This window comes from Sphingobium yanoikuyae (assembly GCF_034424525.1).
GTDB lineage: Bacteria > Pseudomonadota > Alphaproteobacteria > Sphingomonadales > Sphingomonadaceae > Sphingobium > Sphingobium yanoikuyae.
Map to the genome: position 1 here is coordinate 2,091,984 of NZ_CP139979.1, position 14,033 is coordinate 2,106,016.

Consider the following 14,033-nt stretch of genomic DNA (forward strand, 5'->3'; position numbering starts at 1 on the left):
CCTGACAGGAGGCATTGCGTGAATATCTTCACCAGAATTGCCCGTTGGCTCCGACGAACGCCCGAGCCCGAGCGGCGCCGAGAAGCGCCTGGCCGGCGTTCCCGAGCAACGGGCAGCGTGCCTGAAAATGCGCAATCGGCCGGCGCTGCATCCGTCACGCCGTCTACCAATGCAGCCATGTCCGCTGACGCTGTCCGATCAGCGATACGCAAGGGGTTCAATGCCACCCAGCCCGTCACGGCCGCCCGCCATCTTCATGGCCGGCAGCAGGAGATGGACCTGCTGGTGGAGGGGGTGCTTGATCGCGGCAATCATGCGATGATCTTTGGCGGCCGAGGCACAGGCAAGACCTCGCTGGCGCGCGTGTTCGCCAATGTTGCCGACAATCGCGGCTATCTGGTCTTCTACATGGCCTGCGAGCCCGGGCAGGATTTTACCAGCTTGATCTCACCGTTCCTCGATGCCGCCCGCGGAAACCTGCCGCGCTCACCCACGACAGATACGCCGATCGTCGTTGGACCGCGCGATGTCGTGGAAGCACTCGCCGAACATGGGCAGCGAAAATTCATCTTCATCCTCGACGAGTTCGACCGCATCACCGATCCGGCTGTTCTCGGCGAATTGTCGCGCACCATGAAGCTGCTCTCCGACGCGGCCCTGCCGGTTCATATTCTGGCGGTCGGCATCGCGTCCGGATTGAGCCAGCTCATCGAAGGCCATGAATCCCTGCGGCGGCACATGACCGCCGTTCCCATCGTGCGGATCGACACGGCCGCCGTGTTCGACCTGATCGACCGCGGCGCCGCCCAGGCCGGCCTCAACTTCAGCGATGCCGCGCGCGAGACAATTGCCCATGTCGCATGCGGCTCCCCCTATCATGTCCGCCTGTTCTGCGCGCTGGCCTGCCTGGAAACCCTCAGGCAGCGCAAGACGATCGTCGAAATGCCGGCAACGCTCGCGGGAATGATGCGCGCGGTCGACGACTGGACGATCACCAATCCGACAGATGCTGCGCTGTTCCATGAAGCCATCGATCTGGGCGCCGGCCATTGGCCAATGATTGAACAGGTCGTCCGCGCCGCGATCGTTCCTCCCGGCCTCGCGCCGGAACAGCAGGCGCCGCATATCGACCGCTACGCTCCGGTCCTGGATATCCTGCGCCGCGCCATGCACGCCCGGCCGGGCAGCACTGCCCTCATGTTCCGGGACAGCCTCGCCCCCCAGTTCCTGCTCGGCATGTTGTCTGCCAGCCGCCACGGCGACCACCTGACCCGGCGTGTCGTCAGCCTTGTAGAAGGGCAGCGCCAAAGCGCTGCATCGTAAGGGACCGATAGGATGTACATGTTCGACATAACGCGAGCCATCCTGCAGCGCTGGAGAATGGCAGCCGCCATCTTCTGCTGCGTCATGGCGCTGACGGTCCTGTGGATTGCGATCACGCCGCGCGAATATCGCGCGACCGCCACTTTGCTGTTTGACAACCGCGCACCGGACCCGACCGGCGGCAAATCGAACGAGGCGACCGGCGAATCCATGCTCGCGACGGAGTCCAGAATCCTGCAGAGCGAGGTGATCGCCCGCAAGGTGGCCGAGCGGCTTGGCCTGTTCAGGAATCCGGCCATGCGCGCCCGCTGGCAGGAGCAGACGAACGGCAACCAGAGTTTCGAAGGCTGGATCAGCCGCAGCGTCCAGTCGGGTTTGCAGGTTTCGCCCAGCGCCACCGGCAATACGATCGACGTCTCCTACCGCAGCCTGGATCCACAGCGTTCGGCGTTGATGGCCAACAGCTTCGCCCAGGCCTTCAATGATGCGCGCCTGGGCATCAGCAACGAATTCGCCCAGCGCTTTGCGGCCTGGTACAAGAAACAGATCGCCGCGTCCGAACAGCGCATGGAAGAGGCGCAGGCACGGCTCGCCGATTTCCAGCGCGCGCACGGTATTGTCGCCACTGGCGCCATCGATGCCGAAAGCACGCGCCTCAGCGAATTGTCGTCGAAACTGTCGTCGGCCGAAGCCGTTGCTGCGGAGGCCCGGTCGCGCGCGGCGGGGGGCGCCAATATGCCCGACATTCAATCGAGCGGGGTGATCCAGGGGCTAAGGGCTCAGATCGCGGCCAAATCGGCGGAAATCAGCCAGATGGCTGCCGAACTCGGCCCCAATCATGCGACGATGCGTGCCGCCCAGCAGCAGTTGCGCCAGATGCAGGACAGTCTGGCCCAGGAAACCGGCAAGATGTCGGGCACGCTGGCGGCGGCCAGTTCGGCGGCATCGGCCAATCAGGGCACGATGCAGGCCCTGCTCGACCAGCATCGCGGACGCATGCTGTCGCTCGCGGCCGATCGCGGAAAGCTCGCCGTGCTGGAAAGCAATGTGGAATCGGCGCGCAAGGAATATGAGGCGCAGACCGAACAATTCTCGCAGTTGCATGCCACCAGCACGGCCCCGTCACTCAATATCGTGCGGCTCGACATCGCAGAACCGCCGATGATCCCCAACGCGCCCAATATCGGCGTGCGGTTCCTGATGATGACGATGGTGGCCCTCATGCTCGCAATCGGCTCGGTCATCCTCGCCGAATGGCTCAGCCCGCGCGTCCGCAGTCGTAACACCGTCACCTATCTTACCGGCGTGCCGTTGCTTGGTCAGGCAGACCTGCGCGTCAACGGCAAGCAACTCCGTATCGAAGGAGGCAATTGGTCATGAGGCTTCGCTCGACTGAACCGGTAGAGGATGTCTATCCCGGCCTGCCGCCGACTTACGATGGCGATCCGGGCGAGGAGACGGCGGCGGTCCACGCCAATGTCGATCCCGCAATCGCGGTGATCCACGCCCCCAGCGCAATGCTGGCGGAACAAGCGCGGGACATCCAGTCGACCCTGTCTGCAATGCGCCATCCCGACGGTCGCGCGCCCGGCTCTATCGCGGTCATCGCAATCGAGGCGAGCGAGCAGGCGGCAATATTGACCGCGAATATCGCGGTCTCGGCAGCCCTGAGCGGTCTGCGCACCTTGATCGTCGACATGGAGCATTCCGGCTTCGTTCAACATCGCCTGCTTGGCATGAATGCACGAACCGGCTCGCCGGACGACATGGATGAGCCATTTCAGCTGGTCCAGCCGAGCAGTATCCGTTCATTGTTCGTCATGGCCGCTCCCCAGCAGGATGGCTGCGCCATCGACGGCAGTCCGCTTGCGCCACTGTCGCAACGCCTGTCGTCGCTGACGGCTCACTTCGATCTGTGCCTGGTCGACGCCAGCCATATCGACGATCTCGCTCATGCGGCAGGCAGCGCCGATTGCGCGATCGTTGCGGTCCAGCGCGATCAGACATCGACCAGCGAGCTCAAGGCCGTGATCAACAAGATGACCATGCTGAACACGGTGCTGATCGGCACCATCATGCTGATCTAGCGGTCAGCGATCGGTCGGCACCAAGGGGGTATGATATGAAAATCGCCCATATTTCCCGACAATATCATCCCGGACTCGGCGGGCTGGAAAGCTTCACCCGAAATCTGTGCCGCGAACAGGCTCGCGCCGGGCACCAGGTCAGGATGATCACCCTGGACCGCATCTTCGACGGCGACGACGCACCCTTGCCGCGATCCGAAATCATCGACGATGTCGAGGTTGTCCGGATACCCTACCGGGGTGGACGTCGCTATCCGCTCGCACCATCCGTGCTGCACCATCTGGACGATTGCGACATCGTCCATGTCCACGCCGTCGATTTCTTCGCCGACTATCTGGCGCTGACCCGGCTGCTGCATCGCAAACCGCTGGTCCTGTCCACGCATGGCGGCTTCTTTCATACCGGCTATGCCCGTCGATTGAAGCAATTCTATTTTCACAGCATGACCCGTCTCTCACTGGCTGGATATCGGGCGATCATTGCCTGCAGCGAAGCGGACTATGAGACGTTCGCCAAGGTCAATCGTCGCGCACTCACGCTGGTCGAAAATGGCGTGGACACGGTCAAGTTCGCCGGTCTTGCGCAATCGCCTTCCACCGAGCATCGCTTCATCTATTTCGGCCGGATCGCGCCGAACAAGCGGATCGACCTGTTGATCCGCTGGTTTGCGCATCTGCACCGGCTGGACCGGAAGGCCAGGCTGATCATCGCGGGAAAGCCGATGGGTGTCACCTTCGCCGATCTGCAACAGATCGTCGAACAGCTCGGTTTGGGCGATCTGGTGGAATTTCATGACAGCCCCAGCGACGAGGCGCTGCAGGCGCTGATTGCCCGTAGTACCATCTTCGCATCGCCGAGCGCCTATGAAGGTTTCGGTATTTCCCTGATCGAGGGGGTGTCCGCCGGGCTTTATCCAGTCGTCAGCGACATCCCGGCGCATCGCCGCTCCTGCGTCAAACTCGATACCGGCAGCCTGATCGATTTCGCCGATCCGCTGTCCGCTGCGCGCACCCTGCAGGACATTCGCAAGGCGCAGCAACGCTCACCCTCCCCCACCACTGCCGCAGGTCTGCTCGCTTATGGTTGGCCGGGCGTGAGCGCCAGGATCTCGGCCATCTACGAACATATTCTGGGACGTCAGACCCGCCAGATCGGGCCGCTTCGCCTTGCCGTTCTTTCGGAGAGCGACGCGCTGAAAGCCGTTTCCGATCTGATCAGGGACCAGTCGCCGCGCGTGGTCGCATTCGGCAATGCCCATCTGATCAACCAGGCACGGCGGGTCGAGGGCGTCGCTGCCGCACTGAACGACGCGCTGGTCCTTAATGACGGCGTCGGCGTCGATATCGCAAGCCGCCTCCGCTACGGGGACTCCTTCCCGCACAATCTGAACGGCACGGACTTCATTCCCCAGTTGCTGAAGAGCTACCCGGACCGCCTCCGGCTATTTCTGGTAGGCGCAGCCCCCGGCATCGCGGAACGTGCAGCCGCCATTCTGGAAGAGCGTCATCCCCATATTCGCATAGTCGGCACCCTCCATGGCTTCTTCGACCCGCAAGAGGAGGAGCATCTGAGCCGCCATATTCGGGAAAGCGGCGCGGATCTGGTAATCGCAGCCATGGGGAACCCCCGCCAGGAATTGTGGGCGGCCAAATGGGCATCCCATATCGGCCGCCCCATATTGTGCGCGGGCGCCCTGCTCGATTTCACCGCCGGCCATGTCCCGCGCGCGCCTGGCTGGCTGCGCCGCATGCGCATGGAATGGATATTCCGGCTCATGAACGAACCGACCCGACTGGCAGACCGCTATTTGCGCGGCAATGTCACCTTCCTCATGAATGCCATCCGTGACGCCAGGGGTGGCTACTCGGACGGGCCGATCCCGCCGCCATCGCCCCACTCCCACACTGTCCGCAACGCCGATGCCGCCTGATCTCGTGCCGCCGAACCCAAGAGAGCTGCGCCGGATCGCGGTCATCATCCCCTATTTCCAGCGTGAACGGGGTATCCTGCAACAGGCCCTCCGCTCGATCGTTGCGCAAACATTCACCGCGCCCACCGAGGTGGAGCTCCTCATAATCGACGACAGTTCGCCCATCCCTGTGCTGGACGAACTGGCAGACATGGAATTGCCACCCTGGCTGAATCTCCGGACCATGCTGCAATCGAACGCCGGCCCCGCTGCTGCGCGCAATCACGGCCTTGATCAGATCGGACCCGACATCGACTATGTCGCCTTCCTGGACTCCGATGACAGTTGGGCGCCAGATCATCTGCAACAAGGCGTGGACGCGCTCGAACTGGGGCATGATTTCTATTTCTGCGACAGCGCTATGCCGCCCTCCAGCCTGTTCGCCTCGCTGACACTCTTTGCGCAGGGCGCCAATGAGGATGCGTTCGAACCCCTGCCTCTGGGCGGGCAGATCTATCGCCTGCAGCCCGACCGCGCGGGGCAATTCATGGTGCAGGAATATCTCTGCCAGACATCTGCCGTAATCCTGCGCCGCAGGGCGATGCGCGATCTCCGGTTCGAGGAACGGCTTCGCTATGCCGGCGAGGACTGGCTGATGTGGGTGCGGCTGGCGCACAGCGTTGAGGGGATCTGCTTCTCCAGGCTGGCCAAGGCCCAGCGTGGAGAAGGTATCAATCTCTATCGCGATGCGCATGAGCGGCTTGGTGCCAAAAATCTGCGCCGCCTCATGTCGATGGTGCTCGCCAATCGCTTGATGAGGGTCACGCCGGGCATCAGCGCTGCTGCCGCGCGCCTGACCGATCAGCGCATCGAAATCTTGCGCCTAGAGATGGCGGCGATCCTGCTTCACCCACGTGTCTATCAGGGCCTGAAAAATGGTGAGCAGCGTCGCATCATCCTGGATGCCTATCGGCTCATGAACGTCTCGCTGCTGCCATTATGGCGCGGCATCATCATTCGAAAGATGCGCTGGCACAGCCCCCGTCTGGACGAGGCCATGACATGAAACTCTTCTACTATCGCGCCAAGGAAGGGAATTTTGGCGACGACCTCAACGGCTGGCTGTGGGAGGAGCTTGCTCCAGGCCGTTGGTCCGACGAAGCCGATACGCTGTTCTGCGGCATCGGCACGATCATCGGCAATCATATGCCGCCCGCATCGCGAATCAGAATTTTCTCGAGCGGCCTGGGCTATAGGCCGGTGCCCGAGGATTTCTCGACTGACCGCTGGGATGTGGTGGCATTACGCGGCCCGCTCACGGCGCGCGTCCTCAACCGCCCGGAACGGGCGATTGCCGATGGCGCGCTGCTGCTTTCCACGCTGGATCGGCTCAGGCCCCTACCCGAAGCGGAGCGCGGCCGGCCCATCTTCATTCCCCACTACGAAGCGATGGATGAAGGCGACTGGGCTGCCGCCTGCGCTACCGCCGACGTCAAGCTGGTGGACCCGCGGCAATGCGCACATCAGGTCATCGACGAAATCCGCCGGTCACGGCTGGTCATCGCCGATTCGATGCACGCCGCGATCATCGCCGATACGCTGCGCGTACCCTGGGTTCCGGTCTCCAGTTCGGGAAGGATCAACAGCTTCAAATGGCTCGACTGGTCGCTTTCCCTCAACTTGCCCTATGAACCGCGAATATTGCCTACCGCGACGTTGGACACTGCCTATCGCGACGGCGTCCGGCGCCTGGTCGGTGAACATTATCGACTTGCGCATCCTGATGCAGAAGGCGCACTTGCGCACCAAAGGCAGATGACCCGTCGTGAACAGCGGCCCTGGTGGATGTCCGTGCGGCCAAAACTGAAATATCATCTGCTCGCCCTGCCGCGGCGTCTGCCACAACCACCCGCGGTCGCGCGGCGTATCGCTACATGGAACCGACGGCAACACAGCCGCATCGCCTCTGCACTTGAACAATTGAAGAGTGAGGCGGGATTTCTGAGCGACGATCGGATCTTTGCCAACCGTGTCGATCAGCTCAGCGTCGAATTCGACAAGCTGGTGCGTTCGGGCTGAACTATCCGCGCCATCTGCGCGCGATGGTGCCAGCGGCGGATCAGATGGCGTCCCAGCATGGGCCAGTTGCTCCAGTCCGTCATCATAGCCTCCAGCAATGCCATCGGCTTGCGTGCGCGAAGATGCGGATAGACGCGGTTCCAGCTATGCTGCTGCCTAATCGCGCTGGCGCGACGGGCCAACAACCGAGACAGAACACGATCATCCCGAACGCGGGGCAGATCCAGCATGGCAAGACTATGGGCGCGCATTGCATCCAGGTTCAGTAATGTCCGGGATTGCCCCGATCCCTGATCCGAAATGGAGCCCTGCCGCTGAGTGAACAGATAATGCGGCTCTGCACTCAGAATGAAACGACCGTCTGCCAGCAGGCAATCGATGATGAAGGCGAAATCTTCGCCGTGCCGCAACTGGGGCGGGTAGCGCAGGCAACGGGTCGTCAGGAAGCGGCGACGAAAGATCGGCTTGAGCTGGCCGAAATCGAACGGCGAGCGCCCTGTGATCGCGTTGCGGACGAATTCGGCCGGTCGGATATGCCGGATCGGCTCCGCTGTCCGCGACAATGCCGTGCCAACCACTGCTCCGGCGTGCCAATCATAGAAAAACAGATTGTCCGCGACCAGATCGGCGTCATGCCGATCGCCGAGCGCGGTCAGATGAACCAGCCTGCCCGGTGCGAAGGCATCATCGGCGTCCAGTATCGCGATCCATTCGCCCCGCGCGGCCCCAATCCCCAGATTCCGCGCGACCGAAGGCCCACCATTGGCCTCGCTTAGCACCAGTCGCACCCGTGGGTCCTGCTCCATCAACCGTTCGGCGATTGCCACGGTTTTGTCGCCGGACGCGTCATCGACGATGATCACCTCCACCGGAAGTTTCTGCGCAAGCGCAGATTGCACCGCGCGATCCAGGCTGTCCTCGGCGTTGAACGCCGCAATCACGACACTGACAAGGGGGAGCACAGGAGCAATCGCGGGATTTTGCATAGGTGTTATGCCTTACTCGAAAGCGATAATAAGCTTCGATATACCAATCGATGAAACCGCAACGAATTGAGGAATTTCACCTAGTGGAATTATCTGACACACCCAACGTTGCAATATACAGAAGAGGCTTCCTTCCTCTTTCTGAAACCTTCATATCAGACCACATACAGGGCCTTAATAGATATAATCCGATCATAATAACTGAAAATATACTGAACGGATACTCTATTAACGGCCACACTCCCCATCTGTTGCATCGTGCTCAGGCGGGTAAATATGAAAAAGTCTATAATCGGCTGACCGGCCGATATCGCCATGTCGGCGATGTCCTGTCGGCTTCCTCGACGCGATTGATCCATGCGCATTTCCTGCAGGATGGGGCGAACATCCTGTCCCTTGCCGCGCGACGGAACATACCGCTGGTGGTCACCGCCCATGGCTATGATGCAACGGTGACGGCGCGCGAACATGCGCGCCGCACCGAAGGACTTTGGTATCTGATGCTCAAGCCCTTCCTTCTGCGTTACGCCCATGGCATCATCTGCGTATCCCAGTGGATCAAGCAGTGCCTGCTCGACGCAGGTTATCCCGACCACAAGCTGCGCGTCATTCCGCTGGGTATCGACACGTCCAGCCTGCCGCCGCCACCCGCCGCCCATGGCCGCCGGGGCGCCCTCTTCGTCGGCCGTCTGGTCGAAAAGAAGGGGGTCAATTTCCTGCTCGACGCCTGGGCGAAACTGCCAGAACGCGTCCGAAGCGAACCGCTCACCATTATCGGCGACGGCCCCCTGATGCCCGCCCTGGTCGCCCAGGCCCACCGGCTTGGCATCCAGCCGCATTTCCTGGGCGCACGATCTCGCGCGGAGGTCTTCGCGGCCATGGCCCGTCACCGCATCTTCGCGATGCCGAGCGTGCGCGCGTCAAACGGCGATTCCGAGGGGCTTCCTATCGTGCTGATGGAAGCGCAGGCGATGGGCATGGCGGTAATCGCGTTTGACGATGGCCCGATGCGCGAAGCGATCAAACCCGGCATGACCGGGCTGCTCGCACGATCGCGCAACAGCCACGACTTTGCCGACCATTTGCAAACGCTTCTGGGCGCGCCGGACCTGTGCGGCGATTTTGGCCGAGCCGGCCGGTCCCATGTGGCCGCCAAGTTCGACCTCCGCAACCGCGTAGCCGCCCTGGAAGATTATTATGACGAGATTCTTGCCAGCACGGAGGCCCGTTCATGATCGGACAATCCGCCGCAAAGCCACAGCCGGTTCACGCCGAAGGACACCGCGTCCTCATCATCTCGCGCCATGACTATCGGACCCGGCGCCGCGCGAGCGTGCATTTCGTGGCGCGCCATATGGCGCAACAGGGCCATCAGGTGACCTTCATGTCGATCGGCTACAGCTGGCTGTCGCGCCTGCGTGGCGACAGCCGGGCCGATCTGTTTGATCGCGCCAATGCCTGGGAACAGGTGGATGGGCTGCAAGCCTATCTGTGGCGCAGCGCATGGCATCCGGTGAAGTTGCCGGTCTCGGGCAAGGTGGAATCCTGGCTTTACAGCAAATGGGCCAGAAACCGCTGCACCGCGCTGGACGAAGCGGCAGGCGCGGCGGACATCATCATCGTCGAATCCGGCATTGCGCCGGTATTGCTGAAGCGCATCCGAGCCGTCGCACCCTCGGCGCGGATCGTCTATCGGGCCACGGATCTTCTATCCACCGCCGGCGTGCCTGAATGCATTGAAGACATGCTTTGGCAATCGGAGGCCGATATCGACCTGATCGTGGTCGTCGCCCGCTCCATGCTCCCGCATTTCGAGGCCTTCAGCTGCCCCAAATTATTCATTCCGCATGGCGTCGACACTGCTTTGCTTAATCAGGCAACAGACAATCCCTATGCGACCAAGCGCAACGCGGTCACGGTCGGATCGATGCTGTTCGATGCCGGGGCGATCCGCACCCTCGCGCTGGCACGCCCGGAATTCACCTTCCACACCATCGGATCGCCCAAGAGCGTCTTTCCGACCAATGTGATCCAGCATGACGAGATGCCTTTTGCGCAAACGCTCCCCTATCTCCAGCATGCCGATGTCGGGATCGCGGCCTATCAGCGCGCGGCTGCCGCCGCCTATCTCGCCGATTCCAGCCTCAAACTCCTGCAATATAAGGCAATCGGCCTGCCCGCCGTTTGCCCCGATTTCGCCGTTGGCGACCATGCCCTGCGCTTTGGCTACCGGCCTGATCATCCGCAGGAGATCGTCGAGGCTTTTGATCAGGCGCTGAACGCTGGCCGCAGCCCGGTGGCGAGCAAGGATTGGAGCGACGTGGCCGCCAGGCTCGTCGAGGCTTCTCTTGGCTGAGATTGCCCTTTCTCCGCCGGCTCGCGCGCGGCGCGACGCGGTGCATCGACGCAGCCTGATCCATGACAGGCTCGTCAACTATGTCGCCGCCGGACTGCTGGTCGCCACGGTACTCTTCAATCCGGCCTTGGCCTGGGTCAACGCGCATCTGTTCCCGATGACAGCCGGAATCGTGTCCGCCGCGCAGGCGGGCATAGTTCTGACCGCCCTGCTCGTTGGGATCACACAACCGGTCCAATATAGTTTCCGGTGGCTTGCGCTGACCTGGATCATGGTCGTTTCGGCGCTGCTGACGAGCGCGATCAAGGGATATTTCGAACCCAAGATCCTGGGCGACATATTGTTGATCCCCGCCTTCATCCTGCTTGGAACCCGCATTGAAGGCGCGTTGCTGCGTCAGACAATGTTGTCGTTGCAATTGCTGATCATGTTGGTGGGCCTGTGGGAACTGGCGAGCCCTGGCGGCTTTGGTTCGACCTTTCGCGTGATCGACTATTATGTGCAGACCCGTGGCTATGACGCAGATGCCTTCTGGGCTGGCGGCGACCTGTTTCTCAGTTCGGAACGTCCCGGCGGCCGCATGCTGCTCGACGGCCTTGGCCTGCATCGCGGATCATCGCTGTTTCTGGAGCCGGTATCGCTCGGCAACTGGGCGATCGTCGGCACCATCTTCACGGCAGCCATGTGGCGGTCTCTGTCGAACGGTGCGCGACTATTCATGCTGGTTTCGACGGCGGTGCTGCTGGTCACGTGCGATGGCAGGCTTGCGCTCAGCGTGATCCTGCTCTTCTGCCTCTATCTGCCGATCAGCGCCTATGTTCCGGATCAATGGAGCGTCGCCTATCTGCCGTTGCTGCTTCTCGCATTGGTCGGGGGCGAAGCGCTGGGAATTTTGGCGGAGCATCAAGACAATCTTCCCGGACGGCTCAGCGTCGGGCTCGATGCGCTGCGATCGATGGACCTTGACCAGTTGTTGGGCATCCGCGCGGATCGGGTCCGGTTCGATGACGCCGGCTGGGCCGATTTCGTCCAGGCCCAATCCGTGGTGATCGCGATCGGGCTCTGGTTGGCACTCGCCTGCAGCAGCTTCGGCCGCGATCCCGGCAACCGGATGGCAAAGCATGGCATTATGCTCTTCCTCGCACTCTGCCTGCCCATCAGCAATTCACTGCTGTCAATCAAGACAGCCGCTCTGATGTGGGTCGTCTACGGCTTCTGTTATGCCCGCGGACGCCTGACGCGCATGGAAGGAAACGCCGCATGAGCCCTGGCCGTCATATACCGGCGCTCGACGGCATCAGAGGCTTTGCTGCCCTGCTCGTCGTATTCTGCCACTTCCGCACGTTCGGCTATCCCGAACTTCTGCATCCGCGCGCCGGCGATTATGGCGTCCTGCTGTTCTTCACGCTCAGCGGCTTTCTCATGGGCCATCTCTACCTCCCCAGAACGCCCGACCGAGATGCGTTGGCATCCTACGCTGCGGCGCGCATAGCCCGCATCGTGCCGCTCTACGCCTGTGTCTCGCTGCTATCCTTCCTCATCTATCGCTTCGTCTACGCCGATTTCATCTATCCGATCGGACTGATCGAACTGGTCCGGCAGGGAACATTCACCAGTACCGTATCGGTCTTCTGGTCGATCGGGCCGGAGTTCCAATTCTACTTTCTCTTCCCGGCGATCTGGGCGGCAACCTATGCGAACCAACCGCTACGCGGCTGGCTATACTTGGCGATCGGGGTAATTATCGCGATCTGCTATGTAACAAGCCCGTGGTTGCCTGGCATTTTTGCCTTAGCAAAGATGCATATCTTCATGACCGGCATTATCTGCGCCGTCCTGGTCCGAAAGGTTCCCGAAGCGCGCATGGTACGGTTATTCGCGCCGCTACTCCTATTCACCGGCTTGTTCTTCTGGATGCTTATTGCCCCCCCCCTTTCGGCACGGGCGTGGATATTCCCACCGGTGACGGACGATCCCAAGCATATTATCTATTATGCCGATCCATTGAAGATTGCGGCCTGCGCGCTGGTGATCATAGGCGCGACCATTCGTCACCCGCTGAACAATATCCTATGGGGAAACAAGCTCATGCGCCGGCTCGGTGCCTATAGCTTTTCGCTATATCTTCTCCATATGCCAGTCCTGCAGCTTGTCCGCCTGGCTGGCGCAAGGTTGCACCTAAACATGCCGGAACAGATACTCTGCGCGATCATCTTGTCTCTCGCCGTCGCCGGTCTGTCCCATGAACTGTTTGAACGCCCCGTCGGCAACTGGAGCAGGCGCAAGCTGAGCGACGTCTTTAACGGACGAAACCGGCGACAGCTCATGCCCCAAGCGGCAGAGAGCCGCTCGTCCTGATCGGTAAAAATCCCACAGGTTTCGGACGAACGCGAACTGCCCTTGTGCAGACCATTCACGACGCCGGCTTATACCGGGGTGCCGGCCTTCATAGCGAAGCTATCTGGGCAGCGGCCTCATAAATGTCTGAAGGGCGCGACAATGCGCCCCTGCCATGAGTTCCCCACCACCTGCTACAACCGTTTCATGCGAAGGCGGGAGCGTGGGACCGACTAATGGATGCCATCAGCGCCGCCCATGCCGGTGACATCCAGATGATCGACAACAGCTCGCGGTCAACTTCCTCACCATGATGCAACTCGCCTCTATCCGGCTGTACGGCGACCTTATGAAACTACGACCCAATCTGAAAACCGCCGCCGATCGCTAAACCGGCGGCGATGTGTGTCGATAAATGACCCGCGCTTACTCGCAATAGACGTTGCCGCGATCGATCTCACGGCCCAGCGCGCCGCCGACGCCTGCGCCCAGGATCGTGCTCAGCACGCCGGAATCGCCGTCACCCAGCGCATTGCCTAGGAGGCCGCCGACGGCGGCGCCGACAATCAGGCCGGTCGATCCATCATTGCGACGGCAATAATATCGCCCGTTACCACCGCGATAGATGCGCGTGTTCCGGTCGATGCGATAGCGGTCGCGCGACGAACCCGGGCGATAATGCTGGTCAGGATAATATTTGCCGCCGTGAGAGGCGGAATGGGACGGCTTGCCCGGTGCCGGCGGGCGTCCATTATTATGGGATGGCTTGCCGTGGGATGCGCCAGGGCCCGGCCCGCTATTATGGCCCGGCGGTCGGTTGCCCGGACCGTTGCCATTATTGTGCGAAGGCTTGTTCTGCCCATGGCCGGGCGGCTGGGCCGTTGCCGCAATCGGGGCCGCGATCACAGCCAAGGCCAATACCATCGCAAATTTCCTCATGCCTTTCTCCTTCCGC

12 protein-coding genes and 1 pseudogene are annotated in these 14,033 nt (G+C 61.6%); 11 read left to right on the plus strand and 2 right to left on the minus strand.

Features of this window, described 5'->3' with window-relative positions; all coding sequences use genetic code 11:
- Positions 1-18 precede the first annotated feature (18 nt).
- From U0025_RS09630 to U0025_RS09655, 6 genes are read left to right on the plus strand one after another with little or no spacing between them, the layout of a single operon-like run.
- Positions 19-1,323: an AAA family ATPase gene (locus U0025_RS09630; RefSeq protein ID WP_004207146.1), complete on the plus strand. Its 1,305-nt coding sequence runs from the start codon at positions 19-21 to the stop codon at positions 1,321-1,323.
- 18 nt (positions 1,324-1,341) lie between these two features.
- A complete protein-coding gene (locus U0025_RS09635; RefSeq protein ID WP_004207147.1) occupies positions 1,342-2,703 on the plus strand; it encodes a hypothetical protein in 1,362 nt (453 codons plus the stop codon).
- Positions 2,700-3,410 (plus strand): P-loop NTPase family protein, encoded by a 711-nt coding sequence (locus U0025_RS09640; RefSeq protein WP_004207148.1) that lies wholly within the window; start codon positions 2,700-2,702, stop codon positions 3,408-3,410. The genes U0025_RS09635 and U0025_RS09640 overlap by 4 nt, the downstream gene beginning before the upstream one ends.
- Positions 3,411-3,445: 35 nt before the next feature.
- Complete coding sequence (locus tag U0025_RS09645) at positions 3,446-5,341, plus strand: WecB/TagA/CpsF family glycosyltransferase (RefSeq protein ID WP_004207149.1); 1,896 nt, start codon at positions 3,446-3,448, stop codon at positions 5,339-5,341.
- The gene (locus U0025_RS09650) at positions 5,331-6,386 is read left to right on the plus strand and encodes a glycosyltransferase family A protein (protein ID WP_004207150.1); all 1,056 of its coding nucleotides are present in this window, start codon (positions 5,331-5,333) and stop codon (positions 6,384-6,386) included. Before U0025_RS09645 ends, U0025_RS09650 begins: the two co-directional genes overlap by 11 nt.
- Positions 6,383-7,399: a polysaccharide pyruvyl transferase family protein gene (locus U0025_RS09655; protein ID WP_004207151.1), complete on the plus strand. Its 1,017-nt coding sequence runs from the start codon at positions 6,383-6,385 to the stop codon at positions 7,397-7,399. The genes U0025_RS09650 and U0025_RS09655 overlap by 4 nt, the downstream gene beginning before the upstream one ends.
- Here U0025_RS09655 and U0025_RS09660 read toward each other — a convergent pair.
- Complete coding sequence (locus U0025_RS09660) at positions 7,357-8,385, minus strand: glycosyltransferase family 2 protein (RefSeq protein WP_004207152.1); 1,029 nt, start codon at positions 8,383-8,385, stop codon at positions 7,357-7,359. The genes U0025_RS09655 and U0025_RS09660 overlap by 43 nt on opposite strands.
- An 83-nt stretch (positions 8,386-8,468) precedes the next feature.
- On the opposite strand from U0025_RS09660, the gene U0025_RS09665 reads away from it, so the two are divergent.
- The 5 genes and pseudogenes from U0025_RS09665 to U0025_RS09685 form a co-directional block, all read left to right on the plus strand.
- A complete protein-coding gene (locus U0025_RS09665) occupies positions 8,469-9,620 on the plus strand; it encodes a glycosyltransferase (protein WP_004207153.1) in 1,152 nt (383 codons plus the stop codon).
- Positions 9,617-10,741 carry a GumK N-terminal domain-containing glycosyltransferase gene (locus U0025_RS09670; protein ID WP_004207154.1) on the plus strand — a complete coding sequence of 375 codons (1,125 nt, stop codon included), beginning with the start codon at positions 9,617-9,619 and terminating at the stop codon, positions 10,739-10,741. Before U0025_RS09665 ends, U0025_RS09670 begins: the two co-directional genes overlap by 4 nt.
- Positions 10,734-12,005, plus strand: coding sequence for a hypothetical protein (locus tag U0025_RS09675; protein WP_037491600.1), 1,272 nt, complete (start codon positions 10,734-10,736; stop codon positions 12,003-12,005). The genes U0025_RS09670 and U0025_RS09675 overlap by 8 nt, the downstream gene beginning before the upstream one ends.
- Positions 12,002-13,099, plus strand: coding sequence for an acyltransferase family protein (locus U0025_RS09680; RefSeq protein ID WP_004207158.1), 1,098 nt, complete (start codon positions 12,002-12,004; stop codon positions 13,097-13,099). Before U0025_RS09675 ends, U0025_RS09680 begins: the two co-directional genes overlap by 4 nt.
- Positions 13,100-13,264: 165 nt before the next feature.
- Positions 13,265-13,371 (plus strand): annotated as a pseudogene (locus tag U0025_RS09685) (IS5/IS1182 family transposase); the annotation flags it as partial.
- Between the two features lie 133 nt (positions 13,372-13,504).
- Here U0025_RS09685 and U0025_RS09690 read toward each other — a convergent pair.
- On the minus strand, positions 13,505-14,017 hold the full coding sequence (locus U0025_RS09690; protein WP_004207160.1) for a glycine zipper 2TM domain-containing protein: 513 nt from the start codon (positions 14,015-14,017) through the stop codon (positions 13,505-13,507).
- Positions 14,018-14,033: the final 16 nt, after the last annotated feature.